Origin of the sequence: Mesorhizobium sp. M0166 (assembly GCF_040322255.1) — a bacterium.
Classification (GTDB): Bacteria; Pseudomonadota; Alphaproteobacteria; order Rhizobiales; family Rhizobiaceae; genus Mesorhizobium.
On sequence record NZ_JAMYTD010000006.1, the window covers coordinates 110,443 to 127,356 of the forward strand.

General features: G+C 61.0%; 17 protein-coding genes, 1 tRNA gene and 1 pseudogene. 6 read left to right on the forward strand and 13 right to left on the reverse strand.

Annotation, left to right across the window (positions count from 1 at the left end; all coding sequences use genetic code 11):
- Window positions 1-13 precede the first annotated feature (13 nt).
- The 8 genes and pseudogenes from NKJ46_RS10110 to NKJ46_RS10145 form a co-directional block, all read right to left on the reverse strand.
- A complete protein-coding gene (locus NKJ46_RS10110; protein WP_352664538.1) occupies window positions 14-1,465 on the reverse strand; it encodes a hydrogenase 4 subunit F in 1,452 nt (483 codons plus the stop codon).
- Window positions 1,462-2,124, reverse strand: coding sequence for a hydrogenase-4 component E (locus NKJ46_RS10115; RefSeq protein WP_352488877.1), 663 nt, complete (start codon window positions 2,122-2,124; stop codon window positions 1,462-1,464). The genes NKJ46_RS10110 and NKJ46_RS10115 overlap by 4 nt, the downstream gene beginning before the upstream one ends.
- Complete coding sequence (locus tag NKJ46_RS10120) at window positions 2,124-3,080, reverse strand: respiratory chain complex I subunit 1 family protein (RefSeq protein WP_352664540.1); 957 nt, start codon at window positions 3,078-3,080, stop codon at window positions 2,124-2,126. Before NKJ46_RS10120 ends, NKJ46_RS10115 begins: the two co-directional genes overlap by 1 nt.
- Window positions 3,071-5,092, reverse strand: coding sequence for a hydrogenase 4 subunit B (gene hyfB, locus NKJ46_RS10125; protein ID WP_502903379.1), 2,022 nt, complete (start codon window positions 5,090-5,092; stop codon window positions 3,071-3,073). Before hyfB ends, NKJ46_RS10120 begins: the two co-directional genes overlap by 10 nt.
- Complete coding sequence (locus NKJ46_RS10130) at window positions 5,089-5,403, reverse strand: helix-turn-helix domain-containing protein (protein WP_023675522.1); 315 nt, start codon at window positions 5,401-5,403, stop codon at window positions 5,089-5,091. Before NKJ46_RS10130 ends, hyfB begins: the two co-directional genes overlap by 4 nt.
- A gap of 375 nt (window positions 5,404-5,778) precedes the next feature.
- Window positions 5,779-6,546: pseudogene (locus NKJ46_RS10135) on the reverse strand (YoaK family protein); the annotation flags it as partial.
- A 115-nt stretch (window positions 6,547-6,661) separates the two neighbouring features.
- Complete coding sequence (locus NKJ46_RS10140; protein ID WP_352664542.1) at window positions 6,662-6,934, reverse strand: helix-turn-helix domain-containing protein; 273 nt, start codon at window positions 6,932-6,934, stop codon at window positions 6,662-6,664.
- A gap of 318 nt (window positions 6,935-7,252) precedes the next feature.
- A tRNA-Met gene (locus NKJ46_RS10145) sits at window positions 7,253-7,329 on the reverse strand.
- 236 nt (window positions 7,330-7,565) lie between these two features.
- Between NKJ46_RS10145 and NKJ46_RS10150 the strand changes: the two genes are divergently transcribed.
- Window positions 7,566-8,525, forward strand: a complete 960-nt coding sequence (locus NKJ46_RS10150) for a Gfo/Idh/MocA family protein (RefSeq protein WP_352488920.1) — start codon at window positions 7,566-7,568, stop codon at window positions 8,523-8,525.
- Between the two features lie 12 nt (window positions 8,526-8,537).
- Here the strand turns inward: NKJ46_RS10150 and mnmA are convergent, their stop codons facing one another.
- On the reverse strand, window positions 8,538-9,728 hold the full coding sequence (gene mnmA, locus NKJ46_RS10155; protein ID WP_352664544.1) for a tRNA 2-thiouridine(34) synthase MnmA: 1,191 nt from the start codon (window positions 9,726-9,728) through the stop codon (window positions 8,538-8,540).
- A gap of 261 nt (window positions 9,729-9,989) precedes the next feature.
- Here mnmA and sciP point away from each other — a divergent pair, with 261 nt between their 5' ends.
- A complete protein-coding gene (gene sciP / locus NKJ46_RS10160; protein WP_023679563.1) occupies window positions 9,990-10,265 on the forward strand; it encodes a CtrA inhibitor SciP in 276 nt (91 codons plus the stop codon).
- Window positions 10,266-10,322: 57 nt separating this feature from the next.
- On the opposite strand, the gene NKJ46_RS10165 is transcribed toward sciP, so the two are convergent.
- Complete coding sequence (locus NKJ46_RS10165; RefSeq protein ID WP_352664546.1) at window positions 10,323-11,249, reverse strand: NADP-dependent oxidoreductase; 927 nt, start codon at window positions 11,247-11,249, stop codon at window positions 10,323-10,325.
- A 92-nt stretch (window positions 11,250-11,341) separates the two neighbouring features.
- Here NKJ46_RS10165 and NKJ46_RS10170 point away from each other — a divergent pair, with 92 nt between their 5' ends.
- Window positions 11,342-11,737, forward strand: a complete 396-nt coding sequence (locus tag NKJ46_RS10170) for a winged helix-turn-helix transcriptional regulator (protein WP_352664548.1) — start codon at window positions 11,342-11,344, stop codon at window positions 11,735-11,737.
- A 61-nt stretch (window positions 11,738-11,798) separates the two neighbouring features.
- On the opposite strand, the gene NKJ46_RS10175 is transcribed toward NKJ46_RS10170, so the two are convergent.
- Window positions 11,799-12,176, reverse strand: coding sequence for a flagellar export protein FliJ (locus NKJ46_RS10175; protein ID WP_023719275.1), 378 nt, complete (start codon window positions 12,174-12,176; stop codon window positions 11,799-11,801).
- Window positions 12,177-12,626: 450 nt separating this feature from the next.
- On the opposite strand from NKJ46_RS10175, the gene ctrA reads away from it, so the two are divergent.
- Window positions 12,627-13,322, forward strand: a complete 696-nt coding sequence (gene ctrA / locus NKJ46_RS10180) for a response regulator transcription factor CtrA (RefSeq protein ID WP_006203583.1) — start codon at window positions 12,627-12,629, stop codon at window positions 13,320-13,322.
- Between the two features lie 106 nt (window positions 13,323-13,428).
- Here ctrA and NKJ46_RS10185 read toward each other — a convergent pair whose 3' ends face one another.
- On the reverse strand, window positions 13,429-13,797 hold the full coding sequence (locus tag NKJ46_RS10185; protein WP_292659972.1) for a response regulator: 369 nt from the start codon (window positions 13,795-13,797) through the stop codon (window positions 13,429-13,431).
- Window positions 13,798-14,036: 239 nt separating this feature from the next.
- A complete protein-coding gene (chpT, locus tag NKJ46_RS10190) occupies window positions 14,037-14,666 on the reverse strand; it encodes a histidine phosphotransferase ChpT (protein ID WP_292659970.1) in 630 nt (209 codons plus the stop codon).
- A gap of 340 nt (window positions 14,667-15,006) precedes the next feature.
- Here chpT and NKJ46_RS10195 point away from each other — a divergent pair, with 340 nt between their 5' ends.
- On the forward strand, window positions 15,007-15,588 hold the full coding sequence (locus NKJ46_RS10195) for a DUF1134 domain-containing protein (RefSeq protein ID WP_352664551.1): 582 nt from the start codon (window positions 15,007-15,009) through the stop codon (window positions 15,586-15,588).
- Between the two features lie 147 nt (window positions 15,589-15,735).
- Window positions 15,736-16,899 carry a coiled-coil domain-containing protein gene (locus NKJ46_RS10200; RefSeq protein WP_352664553.1) on the forward strand — a complete coding sequence of 388 codons (1,164 nt, stop codon included), beginning with the start codon at window positions 15,736-15,738 and terminating at the stop codon, window positions 16,897-16,899.
- The last annotated feature ends 15 nt before the right edge of the window (window positions 16,900-16,914 follow it).

Below are 16,914 nucleotides of genomic sequence, written 5' to 3' on the forward strand. Positions count from 1 at the left end.
TTCTCTCCTCTGCTCACCCCAGGATACTTGCGACGTGCTGGAACCATGTGACCAGCGGTGGCGGCAGATAGACGCCGGCGGCAAACACCAACGCCAAGTGGGAATACATCGGAATGTAGGACGCCTCAGCGGGTGCCGTGCTGCCGCGCGGTTCGCCGAAAGCGACGCCGGTCAGTCGAAGCAACAGGGCGCCGAAAGCGAGCAGAATCCCGAAAACCAACGGCATCGCCAAAAGGGGGTGCCTTGCAAATGTCGAACTCACGACCAGGAATTCGCTCATGAAGATGCCGAGCGGAGGCAGGCCGGCAATGGCAACGACGCCGATGACGAGCGCCCAGCCAAGCGCAGGATGCGTTTCCGTCAGTCCCCGGATTTCGGCGATGTTCTGTGTACCCTTGACCTGGGCAATGTGGCCGACCGTGAAAAAGATCGCCGACTTGGTCAGGCTATGCATGACCATGTGCAGCAGGCCGGCAAAATTGGCGAGCGGGCCTCCTATGCCGAAAGCGAACACGATGATGCCCATGTGCTCGATCGAGGAGTACGCGAACAGGCGTTTGATGTCGCGGCGGCGGTAGAGCATGAAGGCCGCGAAGACAAGCGACGTCAGTCCCATCGTGATCATCAATGGCCCAGGTGCGATCGCTTCCGGGCTTGCCGCGAGCAACAGCTTGAAGCGCAGCACGGCATAGAGCGCAACGTTTAACAGCAAGCCCGACAGCACTGCGGAAATCGGCGTTGGACCCTCAGCATGCGCGTCTGGCAGCCAGGCATGCAAGGGCGCAAGGCCGACCTTCGTCCCGTAGCCGAGCAGCAGAAAGATGAAGGCGACATTGAGCAGACCCGGATCGAAGCGCGCGGCGTGAGCGATGAGCACCGTCCAGACCATCGCATTCGTCCCCTCGCCAACAACCGGCTGTACAGCCATGTAGACGAGGATGGTGCCGAACAGTGCGAGCGCGATGCCGACGCTGCCCAGAATGAAATATTTCCAGGCGGCCTCCAGCGCTTCGTGCGTGCGGTAGATGCCGACCATAAGCACGGTGGTCAGCGTGGCAAGTTCCACCGCCACCCACATCAAGCCAATATTGTTCGAGACGAACGCCAGGTTCATGCCGAACATCATGACCTGGTACATTGCGTGATAAAACCGCAAGTTCGGGACTGTCAGCCGCCCGATCTCCAGTTCGTGGGCAATGTAGGAAGCGCTGAAGACGCTAGTGGTGAAGCCGACGAATGTGTTGAGCACGATAAAGACGATATTGAGATCGTCGACGAGCAGATACTGCCCGGGCTGCGGGCGGTCGGTGACAAGAAGCGACAGTGCGGCGAGCAAGGTCAGCAAGCTCGCAGCGACATTGACGCCCGCCGATATCCGGTATTTCGGCAGCACCGCCAGGAGTGCGGCCGCGAAGACCGGTATCAGCAAAATGGCGGCCACCGCATCGAGGGAAAACGCGGTCAACGGTGTTCTCCCCTGTAGTCGTCGAGCGCGCCGACATCCACCGAGTCGAACCTCTCGCGGATGCGGAACAGGAAGACTCCGATGACGATGAAGGCGATAAGGATCGAGAAGGCGACACTGATCTCGACGACCAGGGGCATGCCCTTGGCCCCCGTGGCGGCGAGGACCAGACCGTTCTCGAGCGACATGAATCCGACAACTTGGCTGACGGCGTTGCGGCGGGTGACCATCACCAGCAGCCCCAGCAAAATGATGGACAGCGCGAAAGCCAGGTCCTCGCGGGCGAGGGGATCAGCCTCGGGAGTGACGCGCAGCATCAGGACCATGGACAGGGCCACCAGGCCTATCCCCGCAAGCATGGTCGTACCGATGCCGACGGCGGTCTCGACGTCACGATGGATGCCGAGCCGCTGAATGATGCGATGAAGCCCGACAGGAATGACGATCGCCTTGAAGACGAGGGCGATCGCCGCCGTGACGTAGAGATGATGCGCGTCCTGAATGTATGCCTGCCAAGCTACGGACAGGGCCAGCACGATTGCATGAAGCGCAAAAACGTTGATCAGCGCAAAGAGGCGATCCTGATACAGCATCATGAAACTGACCAGCACCAGGCCGCCGGCAAGCAGGTGAGCGATGTCGAAGGTGAGGCCGTTCATCAGAGGCTCCGTGAGACGAACAGCAGGAGCGTGCCGAGCAGGGCCAGCATCAGTGCTGCCCCGAGGAAATCCGGGACGCGGAAGACGCGCATCTTGGCGATGGCGGTCTCAAAAACAGCGAGGAGAACGCCACAGACGGCAAGCTTGCCGACATAGGCGACGACACCCGGAGCAAGTGATTCCAGTCCTGCCTCGGCGCTCGCCAGTCCCCAAGGTAGGAAGACGCAGGAAATCAGCGACACATAGAGCAGAAGCTTGAGGAAGGCGGCAAACTCGATCATCGCCAGATGGCGACCGGAATATTCCAGCACCATCGCCTCATGAACCATGGTGAGTTCCAGATGGGTCGATGGGTTGTCCACGGGTATGCGGGCGTTTTCGGCGATCGCCACCATCACGAGGGCGATAAGCGACATCCCGAGCGACACCCGCAAGCCAACCTCCGGTGACCCCATGAAGGCGGCGACCGTTGAGAGTTGCGTAGCACCCGCGACGAGCGCCAGGCTGAACACGATGAGCAGCATGGCGGGTTCGGCCAGCGAAGCGATCATCACCTCGCGGCTCGAGCCGATGCCGCCAAAGCTCGTGCCGACGTCCATGCCTGCCAGCGCCAGGAAGAACCGGGCGCTTCCCAGCAGTGCGACAATGGCTATGAGATCGGCGGTCCAACTGAATGTAAGGCCGGCGGCGAATGTCGGGATGAGCGCCGCGCCGACCCAGGTGGTGGCAAAGATCAGATAGGGCGTCACGCGAAACAGCCAGGATGCGTTGTCCGCCAGAACGACTTCCTTGCGCATCAGCCGCAAGAGATCGCGGTAAGGTTGGATCAGGGAAGGACCCTGGCGGCGCAAGAGCCGTGCCTTCACCTTGCGCACGAATCCGGTCAGGAGCGGCGCCAGCAAAAGCACCAGCGCCATCTGCGCGCCTTGAACGGCCAACTCGAGAATCACGGCCATAGTGCGAGCACCAGGAGCAGGACAATGAGAAAGAGAAAGACGAGGGTCAGGTAGCGCCTGATCGTCAGGAACTGCAGATGGTTGAGGTGGTCGGTCGCAAAGTCGAGGGCCCGGCCGATAGGCAGGTACAGCGTCTCCCAGATCACATCATGCATTTCGACATTCAGACGAGCCGGACCGGTCTCGCCAGGTGCCGGCATTTCGACGGTTTCCCTTGCACGGAATACAAACGTGCCGAAGACGCGGCGGATAGGCTGCGCGAAGCTGACGGCCGTATACTGCGAGCTTGGGACCACATCCGGGAAGCCACAACCCCAGGCGGGACCCCGACGGAGTGCATGTGATGCAAAGCGATGGATCACATATGTCGCAGCGGATGCGGAAAAGGCGATGAACAGGAACACCAACAGGCCGTTGTAGGAACTGCGGCTCGCTGCAATCGGCACGATAGACAGCCAGGGCTGCGCCATCTGCACAGGCATCCGGCTGCCGATCAGTGGCAGTGTCACCGATGATAGGCCGTCTATCACAAGACCGGGCAGAATGCCGGCCAGGAGACAAAGGGCAGCGAGAACGAACATTGCCGCCAGCGAGTGGCGGTCGACCTCATGCGCCAGTTCCACCGCGGCCGAGCGTGGCCGGCCGAGGAATGTAATCCCGAACGCCTTTACAAAGCAGGCCGCGGCCAGTGCCGCCGACAGCGCCAGCAGACCGCCAACGGCGGGCACCATGACCTTCAGGCCCCATTGCGGCAGATCTGGGCTCTGCAATATGGCCTGAAAGGCCAGCCATTCGGAGACAAAGCCGTTGAAGGGTGGAAGTGCCGAGATCGCGACGCAACCGACGAGAAAGGCAAAACTTGTAAAGGGCATGCGATGGATGAGACCGCCCAGCTTCTCCATATCCCGCTCTCCGGTTGCCGTCAGCACGGCGCCCGCGCCGAAAAACAGCAGGCTCTTGAAAAAGGAATGATTGAGGACGTGGAACAGCGCGGCGGTGAGCGCCAGCGCTGCAGCCGATGGCATGGCGTTCGCCTTGAACGCGAGCGCGAGACCAAGGCTTACGAAGATGACGCCGATGTTTTCAATGGTGCTATAGGCGAGCAGTCGCTTCAGGTCCTTTTCCATCAGCGCGTAGAGGATGCCGAGAACCGCCGTCAGGCCGCCAAGAAAAAGCACGGCAACGCCCGACCACCATGCCCGCTCACCGAGCAGATCGAAAATAACGCGTATGAAGCCATAGACTGCGACCTTGGTCATCACGCCGCTCATGAGAGCCGAGACGTGGCTTGGCGCAGCCGGATGAGCGAGTGGTAGCCAAACGTGCAGCGGGACGAGTCCAGCCTTGGAGCCGGCACCCAGCAGCATGAGAACCAGGACGAAAGCAGCGGCGAACGGCGTGGGGTCGGCAGCTCGCATCGCGTCGAATGTATAGGTTCCATCGGATCCGGCGAGCAGGCCGAACGCAAGCAGCAGCGCGAGTGTGCCGAAGCTCGCCATCACGAGATAGATGTAGCCCGCCCGCGCATTGTCCTGCTCGCGATGGTGCGCCATGACGAGCGCCCAGGAGGCGAGCGACATGAATTCCCAGGAAAGCAGGAAAGTGAAGGCGTCGTCGGCGACCACGACAAGGTTCATTCCGGCTAGGAAAGCCGGGAAGAACGGCAGCACCCGATGCGGCGCAGACTCATGCCTGCCATAGCCGAGGCCATAAAGACTGGCCATGGAGCCGCCGAAGTTGACGACGATGAGGAAGAAAGTCGAGAGCGCATCCAAACGGAAATGAGCGCCAATCCATGGCAATCCAAGAGGCAACACCACAGTCGACGGGGTGACGGGATTGTCGGCGATGCGGCTCGCCAGAACCATGAGCACAGCCGCCGAAATACCTAGCGTCAAGCCGTAGATCAGGCGTGTTCCCGAGTCCGATCTGCGGCTTTCCGCAATCGCAAGCACCGCAGTCCCCAGGAGCGCAGCAACGCCCCACAGGAGGACCGCGGCCCCCGAAATCACGCCACGCTCCTCACGGGGAGTTTGGCATCCGTATCGACCCCGCCCAGAATCTTGGCGGGGTCAAAATCCGCTTTCAGTCGCACGCCGCGCCCGCCGATTTGGCTGGAGGCGCCTTCAGCGATCAATTCCACGCCGGCGAGGTCAAGTGCCCCGATCAGCTTCATGAGAGAATCGACGTTACCCCGAATAATCGACTCGCTGGCTTCCATGCGTTGAATTGTCGGCACGGAAAGACCGGACAATTCGGCAAGCCTGCGCTGGTCGATGCCAAGGAGTGCCCTCGCGGCACGCAACTGTGGAGCAGTTATCACGGTCGCATCCCCTTTTTGATCAGCTTTGAGATATTATCTCTACGCCTTGCAGCATATATTAAAATGCGGCGCATTCAATTAATGATGCGTGACGCATCTGTCTTGAAGTTGTAGAAAACCGGGCGATACGTCCCGCGCCTCGAACCAAAGCATGCGACCAGTCCCGTCACGGCCAGTGTTGTCGCCAGCCATCTCGGGTTGCGCCTGATGGGGCTGGAAATGGGCCTTATCTCGGCCGGCTCTTGCCGTTGGGGCCGGTCTCATCGTGCTTCAGGATCAGCCCAACAGATAGCTGCCGAAATCTAGGAACCGCGCCTTCGCGAATGTGCTGCCAAATCTGGCATGCGGCAAAGCTCTGTAGCGCTACTGCCAAAGCCGCCTCATGCGAACGGAGACGTCCTCCAGGACTGGCATGGAGGCCAGCACGAGGAGAATGGCCGCGAGAAACAATGTCGCCGCGAAGCCGACATGCTTGAAACCCACAGCGCCGATGACGCCGCCCAGAAAGAACAATGCCACAAGCGACGCCAGCAGCCTCAGCTTTCTTCGATCCGCCTTCACGAACAGTTCGTCCGAGTCACTCCCCGAGATGTTCCAATAAAGCAGCTTGCCGAGCTCGATGCCCATGTCAGTCACCAGGCCAGTGACATGCGTTGTCCGGATTCTGGCTTCCGACAGCTTGGTGATGATGGCGTTCTGCAAGCCCATGATGAAGCAAAGCAGCATCACCGTCATCGGCACAAACAGGGCTTCATGACGCGCAAGATGGCTGCCGAGCAGACCGAAGCAGATCAGCAGAACCGCTTCCAGGACAAGCGGGAACGCGTACTCGCCCTGCAGACCCTGCCGCCTTCCCCAGTTGACCAGCACCGCTGAGCAGGCGGCGCCTGCGACAAACGACAACAAGGCCCCCAATCCGGAAAGCGCCAGTTCGACATTGCCGAGTGCCAGGTGATCAGCCATCGACGAAACGATGCCTGACATGTGGGATGTATACTGTTGGACCGCCAGAAAGCCGCCAGCATTGGCGGCTCCTGCGATGAACGTCAGAAAGCGAGCGAGGTGCCGGTCGGCTCTTTCGCTACGCTCTTTTCCGGTCAGCCGGCGCAGATACAGGATCATGAGCGAACCTTGCCTTTCCATGCGGAAAAGCGGGACCGCAAGCTGACATGCCGGGAGAGGCTCATTGGGTGTTTCGGGAAGAAAGGGAAGACGAAGGACGGTGAATGCGTGGCGCCGAGGGCGTGCTTTGTATGATCTAGTCTGGCATGCCCAACAGCGTATCTGGATGCCGGAACCTGACGCCACGGCCGCCATCGTCGCTACGCATATGTTCGCTGAGAAGGTCGACACCGGCGCGGTTCAGCACGTTGATCATTTTCATCAAACTATCGACAACGCCCCGCACATTGCCTTGGCTGGCTTCCATTCGATGGATCGTGGGCAGCGAGAGGCCTCCCATTTCCGCCGGGGTTTTCTGGTCGATGTTGAGAAGGGCGCGGGCGGTACGAAGCTGGGAAGCAGTGATCATCGAGGTGTCAGTGTCTGAATATGAGAAGTGATACTCGCGATAGTATCATTGACGTATCAGACATCAATACAAAGCGAAAAATAATGATCTGCCCTTCGCAGAGAGAACCTTGGCGATTATCGTGTCCGCATGACTCAACGCTACAGACCTTTCAGGATCCGACCGGCACCTGGACCGTCAAGGATGCTCGTACCGGGCGGCCCCCCGAGATGGGCAGCCGAACCATCGTTGGAATGGACCAGCACGATGCCGAGGAACTCGCCGATCTCCTCAACGGGCTGAATGCACAAAGGCAGGAAGCGAAATCATGAAGGAATTTGGTAGCGGGAGAGGGACTTGAACCCCCGACCCCAGGATTATGATTCCCGTGCTCTAACCAACTGAGCTACCCCGCCAGGGCGGCGAAGGCCCGAAATCCAGCTTAAATCGGCAGGCATATCGGCGCGTTCGCCAAGGTCGCGCGGATATAAGGTTGCGAGGCCAAGCCTGTCAAGCATCGAAGTGGCCGCCGCGCCGGCATATTGCTGGCGCCCAAAGCTTTGCCGGGCAGACATTTGGGCGCACAGGCCGGGGTTGAGTTCAGCGAGGCACGTCGCTATGTCTCGGCCACGAAAGCCATGGTCATGAATTGATGAAACCGCGCATTGCAGTCCTCGGTTGCGGATACTGGGGCAGCAACCACATCCGCACCCTCAAGGCGCTCGGCGCGCTGCATGCGGTTTCGGACGTCAATCCGGCGCGTGCGGAGGGTTTTGCCAGCGAGCAGGATTGCCTGGCAATCGAGCCAGAGGCGCTGTTTGCCCGCGACGATGTCGATGCCATTGTCATGGCGCTGCCGCCGCAGTTCCATGCCGACATGGCGGTGCGCGCCGTGCTCGGCGGCAAGGACGTGCTGGTGGAGAAGCCGATCGCGCTGACGGTGGCCGATGCCGAGCGCTCGGTGCAGACGGCCGCCGACAATGGTCGTGTCTTCATGGTCGGCCACGTGCTGCGCTTTCATCCCGCCTTCGAGACGCTGAAGGCGCTGATCGACAATGGCGAGCTAGGCGAGGTCCGCTACATCCACTCGCATCGGCTCGGCCTCGGCAAGTTCCACACCGAAAACGACGCGTTGTGGGATCTGGCGCCGCATGATCTGTCGATGATCCTGGCCATCACCGGCACGGAGCCGGTCGAGGTGCGCGGCGAAGGCGCTGCTCTTCTCGACAATCTGAGCGATTTTGCGCATCTGCACATGCGCTTTCCCAACGGCTTGCGCGGCCATCTGTTTGCCTCGCGGCTCAACCCTTACCGCGAACGGCGGCTGACCGTTGTCGGCACCAAGGCGATGGCGGTGTTTGACGACGTCGAGCCGTGGGAGCGCAAGCTTGCCGTCTACCGCCACGCGGTCTGGCAGGACAGCGGCCAATGGGCGTTCACCGCCAACGAGCCGTCCTATGTCGCGGTCGGCGAGGGCATGCCGCTGACGCGCGAGCTGGAGCATTTCATCCACTGCATCGAGACACGGGCCGAACCGCGCACCAGCGGCGAGGAAGCCATCCGCGTGCTGCGCATCCTGACCGCCGGCACCGTCGCCCATACAAGGTCCTAAGCGAAACGCCGCCTATTCGGCGGGAACCCGCGCCGGCTGGACGGCCAGCCGCGTCAGCATCGCCTCGGCTTCGGCGCCGCGCTCGGAGCGCTCGATGAAGCCGCCGCCGAACACACGCGCCTCGTTGCCATCGTCGGAATAGAGCACGCAAGCCTGACCGGGCGCGATGCCGGATTCGCCGTCGACCAGCTCCACCGAAGTGATGCCGGCGCGGTGATGCAGCACGGCCGGGCGCGGCGGCCGCGTCGAGCGCACCTTGGCAAAAAGCTCAAGCCCGGTCGCCGGGATAGCTGTCAGCGGGCCATCGCCCAGCCAGTTCATGTTGCGCAAGAAGATCTTGTGGGTCTCCAGCGCCTCGCGCGGGCCGACCACGACACGGGCCCGGTCGGCGTCGAGATGAACGACGTAGAGCGGCTCGCCCGAGGCGATGCCGATGCCGCGGCGCTGACCGACGGTGTAGCGCAAAATGCCCTCGTGGCGGCCAAGCACGCGCCCGTCTATATGGACGATGTCGCCCGGATTGGCGGCAGCCGGCTTCAGCTTGGCGATGATGTCGGAATATTTGCCCTGCGGCACGAAGCAGATATCCTGGCTGTCCTGCTTGGCGGCGACTGTCAGTCCCATCTCCTCGGCGATGGCGCGAACCTCAGGCTTCGACAGGCCGCCGAGCGGAAAGCGCAGATAGTCGATCTGCGCCTGGGTGGTGGCGAACAGGAAGTAGCTCTGGTCGCGGTCGGCGTCGACCGGCCGGTAAAGCGCGCGGTGGGCGCCATTGGCGCCGGAACGGATGTAGTGGCCGGTGGCCAGCGCGTCGGCGCCGAGTTCCTTGGCGGTCGCAAGCAGGTCGGCGAACTTCACCGTCTGATTGCAGGAAACGCAAGGGATCGGCGTTTCGCCGGCGACATAGCTCTCGGCGAACGGGTCGATCACCGCCTTGCGGAAGCGCTCCTCGTAATCGAGGACATAGTGCGGGATGCCGAGCGTCTCGGAGACGCGACGGGCATCGTCGATGTCCTGGCCGGCGCAGCATGAGCCGGCCCGATGCGTTGCCGCGCCGTGGTCATAAAGCTGCAGCGTAACGCCGACGACGTCGTAGCCCTCGCGCTTCAGGAGACCGGCAACGACCGACGAATCGACACCGCCCGACATGGCGACGACGACGCGGGTGTTTTCGGGGCGTCGGGGAAGGTCGAGGCTGTTCATGGTTCTTTCGTTCTGCGCGGCGCTTCAATGCCAATGGCCGGAATATAGGTCAAGCGTCCCGGCTGCGCCAGCTTTGCCGGGGCGGCTCATTTTTCCTGCCGGGTTCAACGCGCTTGCCGGCAGATGTTTCAAATGCCGATGAAAAGGCTAACGCCGCGTTCATGATCCTTACCTAACCATTAGGGTCTGCTTAGGCAAATTTTAAAGCTGTGGCGGTAATGTGGTGGGGATTGGGTCTTTGAGTTTTTTGTAGAGAGTACGATGACCGATCTAATTAGACCGCGAGTCAAATATGTTATCGGGCCAGACGGCAGCCCACTTACCATCGCCGATCTGCCGCCGACAAACACACGTCGCTGGGTTATCCGGCGCAAGGCGGAAGTTGTGGCGGCGGTGCGTGGCGGGCTTTTGAGCCTCGAAGAGGCGTGCCAGCGCTACAAGCTCACCACCGAGGAATTCCTGTCCTGGCAGGCGTCGATCGACGAATATGGCCTTGCCGGCCTGCGCACCACGCGCATTCAGCAATACCGGCATTAGATCGGTAAGGGCGCCGATCCGCGCCCTTACGTTTGCGAGGGGCGACGATCTGCGATTTCAGACCGTCAGCACCACCTTGCCGATCGGCCTGGTGGCGAGAAAGGCACGGGCGGCACCAGCCTGTTCGAGCGGAAACGCCTTTGCCACGTGGACGGCCAGCTTTTTCGCGTCGATCAATTTGCCGAGTTCCACCAGAGCGGCACGGTCGGGCACTACGGACATGCGCTCGACGCGGATGTCTCGCGTCCTGGCCTTTGCCTTGGTGGCATCGCTGACATCGAGCAGCGACACCAGAACGCCGCCGGCCTTGAGCACTTCCAGCGATTGCTCCGCATGCTCGCCGCCGAACGGGTCCAGAACCAGATCGATGTCGCGGGCCTTCCCGGTGAAATCATCCCTTGTGTAGTCGATCACCTCGTCGGCGCCGAGCGAGCGGACGAAATCGAGCTTTTCCGGGCTGGCGGTTGCGACGACGTGAGCGCCGTACGCCTTGGCGATCTGCACCGCCAGATGGCCGACGCCGCCGGCTGCGGCGTGGATCAGCACGCGCTTGCCAAGATCGAGCCGGCCATGGCGGACAAGGCCTTGCCAGGCCGTCAGGCCGGCCAGCGGCAGCGCGGCGGCTTGCGCGTGATCTATGCCTTCAGGTTTCGGCGCAAGCTCATCAGCCGGAACTGCGGCGAGTTCGGCGTAGGCTGCCGCCTGTTTGGGAAAGCGCGTCATGCCGAAGACGGCATCGCCGACCTTGAGGCCGGAGACGCCGGAGCCCAGCGCCTCGACAATTCCCGAAACGTCCCAGCCAAGCACAAAAGGCGGCTCGCCAAGCAGCGGATAGTGGCCGCCGCGCACCGCACCATCGACCGGATTGATGCCGGCCGCCTCGATGCGGACGAGCACTTCGCTGGCCTCGGGTGATGGCGCGGGGCGATCGGCAATGACGAGGACGTCGGGTCCGCCGAAGGAATTCTGGATAATGGCACGCATGGAAGGCTCTCCTGCTGGTTTGATATGCCACTATCATTTGTATAGTTACTTTATCTTGTCTAGTATGTACCTTTATGATATATACGCACCTTATGGATAGCGACGATTGTTCCCCTTCTGGTTATGACGCGTTCCGACGGACGTGCCCGTCGCACGCCGTGCTCGAGACGCTCGCTAGCAAATGGGTCTACCTGGTGATCTGTGCGCTGCGCCGGGGCCGGCTCCGCAACGGCGAATTGGCGCGCAAGCTCGAAGGCATCACGCCGAAAATGCTGACGCAGACGCTGCGTATCCTGGAACGCGACGGGCTTGTGCGGCGCGAGGTTTTCCCGGTCATTCCGCCGCGTGTCGAATATGAGCTGACCGAACTCGGCCAGAACCTGGCAGGACTGCTCAATCAGATCAGAGCCTGGTCGGAGCAGCATGTGCCCGACATCAAAAATGCCCGCGCGCGGGCGGCGGAACAGCAAGAAGATCTGGGTGCCTGAGGCGGCACCGTTCGGTGCGCAGCAATAGCACGCAAGCGCGGCGCGCGTTAAAGCCTTGTTTTCAGCCGATCATGGCGCTGCGGCCGCCGGCTTCCGTGTCGCGCGCCTTGGTGTCGCGCGATTCCAGCATCTCCGCCTTGGAAAGCTCCGCTTCGGCTTCGCTCAGCAATGATTCGGCGACATTTCGCTGCTGGGCGAGGTCGCTTTGCGAATTTCTAAGGTTGTCGCGGCGCAGGCGTGCCGCCTTGGCGAAGGTCGGATAAGCAAAGTGATTGATGTCGGTGATGCCGGCCTTCTTCTCCTCCGCGGCGATCTGAAGTTCCAGCTCGACGGCCATGCGCTCGAATTCGGCGATCATCATGTCGAGCTGCAGCAGCTGCCGCCGCTTCTCGCTCACCTGAAATTGCTTCAGCCGAACGAGGTTTTCACGTGACTTCATGATTCGGTACTCCCGGAAACGCACACCTGCACATATCGTCCAATTCACCCGGCAAGGCCCAGGCTTGACCCGTTTCCACCGGCTTTCCCCGAACTATGGGAAACAAACTCCTAAAGTTTTTTGCCGGCGGTAACCATTCGTTTACGGGCATTGTTAATCATACGGCTCAGGACTTAAGGGCGGGTAAAAATTCTGCTTCTCGTCGCGAAACCCGGCCAACGAGTCCGAACAGTCACTTAGTCTGGCTTATTAATGTGCCGCATTAACGGTTTGGGTCTGTGATTCGTTATTGGATTCAACAAGGTGTAGAAAGGGGTTAAAAAATCTAATACCGTCACGGACGGGGAATTAGGTTTTATTAACCATTCGATGGCAGCCTCTGCTCAGGCAATCACTGCTCCGGTCCTGGACGGGTCGTGAAATGGTCCGGCAGCAGAAAAGGGGAATGAAATGCGCGTTCTGCTGATAGAAGACGACAGTGCAACCGCACAAAGCATCGAGCTGATGCTGAAATCGGAAAGTTTCAATGTCTATACGACCGACCTTGGTGAAGAGGGTGTCGATCTAGGCAAGCTTTACGATTACGACATCATTCTCCTCGACCTCAATCTCCCCGACATGTCGGGCTATGAAGTTTTGAGAACACTTCGCCTTTCCAAGGTGAAGACGCCGATCCTCATCCTCTCCGGCATGGCCGGTATCGAGGACAAAGTGCGCGGCCTCGGCTTCGGCGCCGACGACTACATGACCAAGCCCTTCCACAAGGACGAACTGGTCGCCCGCATCCATGCCATCGTGCGGCGTTCCAAGGGCCATGCCCAGTCGGTCATCACCACCGGCGACCTGGTGGTCAATCTCGATGCCAAGACCGTTGAAGTCGGTGGCCAGCGCGTGCATCTGACCGGCAAGGAATATCAGATGCTGGAACTGCTCTCGCTGCGCAAAGGCACCACGCTGACCAAGGAAATGTTCCTCAACCATCTCTATGGCGGCATGGATGAGCCGGAGCTGAAGATCATCGACGTCTTCATCTGCAAGCTGCGCAAGAAGCTCGACGCAGCGTCGGGCGGGCAGAATTACATCGAGACCGTCTGGGGCCGCGGCTATGTGCTGCGTGAGCCTGAAGATATCCGGGTCAGCGCCTGAACCAGGGGTGTGATCTCAAAAAGTGGGCGCCCGGTTTTCGGAAAGATCCTGGCAAAACAACAAGATAGAGCTCATCCGATTTTCATCGGAATGGAACAGGCTCTGATCAGGCGGCAATCTTCAAGGCGCGGAAGCACTCGAGCAATTGCGGCCGGTTGAACGGCTTCAGCAGGTAGCCCTGGGCGCCGGCGCGCTTTGCCCGCATGATCGCCCCGACGTCGACCTCGACCAGCGAAATCAAGACTTGCGGCAACACCGGGCTTTCCATGGCGCGCACGCGGCGGATGAGGTCCTGCGCCTGCATGTCCGGCAAGGCGCCGTCGACGACGATGATATCAGGCATGTCGACCGCGCACATCTCGATCGCCTCATGGCCGCTGGCGGCTTCGATTACCATCATGCCGGAACCGCCCAGGATACGCCTTGCAACCTTCCTGATGACGCTCGAATTGTCGACGAACATGCAGCGTTTCATTCCCGGACCCTCTTTGCCATGCGGCGAACCGGCAGCGTCGTGGCATCTGCCGGGGACCATAGGCCGATCTGGTAAAGAAGCCGAAAAGCCGTTAGGTAAAATTTTCCTGAAGTTTTTTTAGCGGGATCTTCTTTCGCAATGCTTCATGCGATCAAAACTGCAAACCCATCTCACAGGTATTGAGACAGCGCCGCAAATATGACTTGGATAAAATACTTTCCCCGCTCTTCCGGAGAACTTCAGGCTGCAGAAAGGACGATCTCGTCGGCGGTTGCATGGATCGATATCGTCATGTTGGCTTCGCGGGCCAGGAGCAGGGTGTAATAGGGCTGCACCGAATGCGCGTCGATCGGCTCTTCCGGCCTGTGGCCGGAATGCAATTCCAGGAATTTGGGCGGCACGCGCAGCATCGGGCCGCTCGCCGCGAGCGCAAAGCGCGGCTCGGTCTCGAGGTTCTCCAGCGTGACCACCAGCCTGCCGCCGCGCGGAATGGCGGCGTTGGCGACGAGGATGAGATTGAGCAGCAGCTTGACCTTGTTCTTGGGCAACAGCGCGCGGGTCCCGTTCCAGATCAGTTCCGGCTTCTCGTTCTTCAGGAAGGCGAAGGCCACGGCCTCGGCGTCCCCGGTGTCGATCAGCATGCCGGCGGAACCGGCGGCGCCGAAGGCGATGCGGGCGAATTGCAGGCGGGCGGAAGCGTTCTTGGCGCTTTGGCGGATCAGCTTCATGGCGTCTTCGTCGGCGCCGCCTTCGTCGAGCAGCTCAAGCCCGTTGTTTATGGCGCCGACCGGCGAAATGATGTCGTGGCAGACCCGGCTGCACAGCAGCGCTGCCAGGTCGGGTGCGGAAAGGGTGAAAAGCTCGGCCATCGGCAAAAATCCCTGCAAATTTCACAACACAATGACCGGGCGATCATGATCACGCCTGTCCACACGAATCACGCTCTCTCCCAAGCATTCTGAATACACAGCGCTTGTGCGTGCAGCAACAAATCCAAAATCATGGTTGTCGAAAATGGCGTGTTCACGCAGCCGGGTGCTGCGCGGGCGATGCGAAAACAGCCTTCGAACCGCCATCTTCATGTGGGAGTTTAATGGTTGAAAAAGGATTACGGCATAGTTTGCCCCTAACAGTCATCCTTAACGGCCGCCAAAGAGCCGTACGGGTGCGAGGCGTCGGCGAAAGTGCTCCCTGACGGAGATTGGAAGCATGGTTTCCCGATTCTACGACCGGACTTTTTTCCGTGTCATCTCAATGACGATCGCGCTCATCGGCCTTGTCGCCTTTTCGGCATCGGCCGCGCGGGCGCAGGAATACACCGCCCAGGAGATCGTTGATTCCGGTCATAAATTCTTCGGCGCGACATCGGGCGGGCTCGCCACCGTCGTCGAGAAGATTTTCGCCACCTATGGCCTGCCGAACGGCTATCTGCTCGGCGAAGAGGGGTCCGGGGCGCTGATCGGTGGCCTGACCTATGGCGAAGGCACGCTCTACACCAAGAATGCCGGCGACCACAAAGTGTTCTGGCAAGGCCCGTCGCTCGGCTGGGATTTCGGCGGCGAGGGTTCGCGCGTCATGATGCTGGTCTACAATCTCGACGATGTGAGCAGCCTCTATAATCGTTTTGGCGGCGTCGCCGGCTCCGCCTATGTCATCGCCGGCGTCGGCTTCAATGTGCTGAAGAACAACAATGTGCTGCTCGTGCCGATCCGTACCGGCGTCGGCGCCCGTCTCGGCGTCAATCTCGGCTACCTCAAGCTCACCCAGCGCGCGACCTGGAATCCGTTCTGACCTGCATGATCGCGCCACTGCGATTGGAGCTGTGATCCCACGGTCCGAGCTTTGCCGCGGCATACTCTTGCCGTGGCGCCGGATTTCCGTCATGCGAAGATGGCAAAGTCGACCTTTGGCGGTTGCCATGCACAACGGATAGTCATCTTGGTCCAGTCGATCCTGTTCTTTGTCCTCGGCTTTCTCTGCGCGGGCTTTCTGGCGCTGATGATTGCTCCGGCCGTGTGGCGGCGGGCGGTGGCGCTGACGCGCAAGCGCGTCGAGGGCTCGATGCCGTTGACGCTTGCCGAGATCCAGGCGGACAAGGATCGCATTCGCGCCGAGTTCGCGGTTTCGGTGCGCCGGCTTGAAATGACCGTCAAATCATTGCGCGAGAAGGCCGCCGAGCAGCTGGTCGAGATCGGCCGCGACCGCGAAGCCCTGAAGGAATTGGTGGCCGAGCGGCAGGACAAGAACCGGGTCGTCGCCGATCTTACAACCAAGGGCGAGGAGCTTCGCAAGCGCGATGAGCAGCTGCAGCAGCTGTCGGAGCGGCTTGCGGAGACCGAGCGTGCGCTCGAAAAGCGCGGGCTCGAACTGCGGAAACTGGAGCACATGTATGACGACGCCAGTTTTTCATCCAGCAGCCGGCAGATCGAGCTGGTGGCGCGCGAATCCGAGCTGCAGAAGCTGGCAAGCGACATTTCGCTGCTGCGCGGCCAGCGCAAGGAGGCGGACAGGCGCAGCCAGGAATTGGCAGCCGAAAGCAAGGCTTTGCGGGACGCGCTGAAGGCCGAGAAGAAAAGAACTGGCGACCTGGAAAAGAAGGTCGAACGCCTGCTCGCCACGCTGGCCGATCGCGAGGACAGGCTGGAGCGCCGCGAGAAGGAACTGGTGCGCCTTCGCGAAAAGCCGAAAGGCGGTGAAAGGGCGCCTGCGGTGGGTCTTGCCGGCGTGCCAGGCAGTCAGGTCAATGTGGCCGCCAACGGCGACATCGAAAAGACAACCGCCAAGCTCGATGCCGACCGCGAGCGGCTGGAGGCCAGGCTGACGTCGCTGGCACGCGAGAACAGGCGGCTGAAGACGGATCTTGCTGCCGTCGAAACGTCGAAATCACAGGCCGGAGACGATACCGGCAGCGCCAGCGCCGCATTGCGCGAAGAGATGAATGATCTGGCGGCGCAAGTCGTGGCCTTGACGGCAAAGCTCGACGGGCCGGATTCGCCGATCGCCCGGGCGCTTGCAGCGCCTGAGGATACGCGGCCGGGGAGCGGCGGACGCAGCCTTGCCGATCGGGTGCGGGCGCTGCAGAAGGCCGCTTCGACCGACTGAGATTCCGCAGATCCA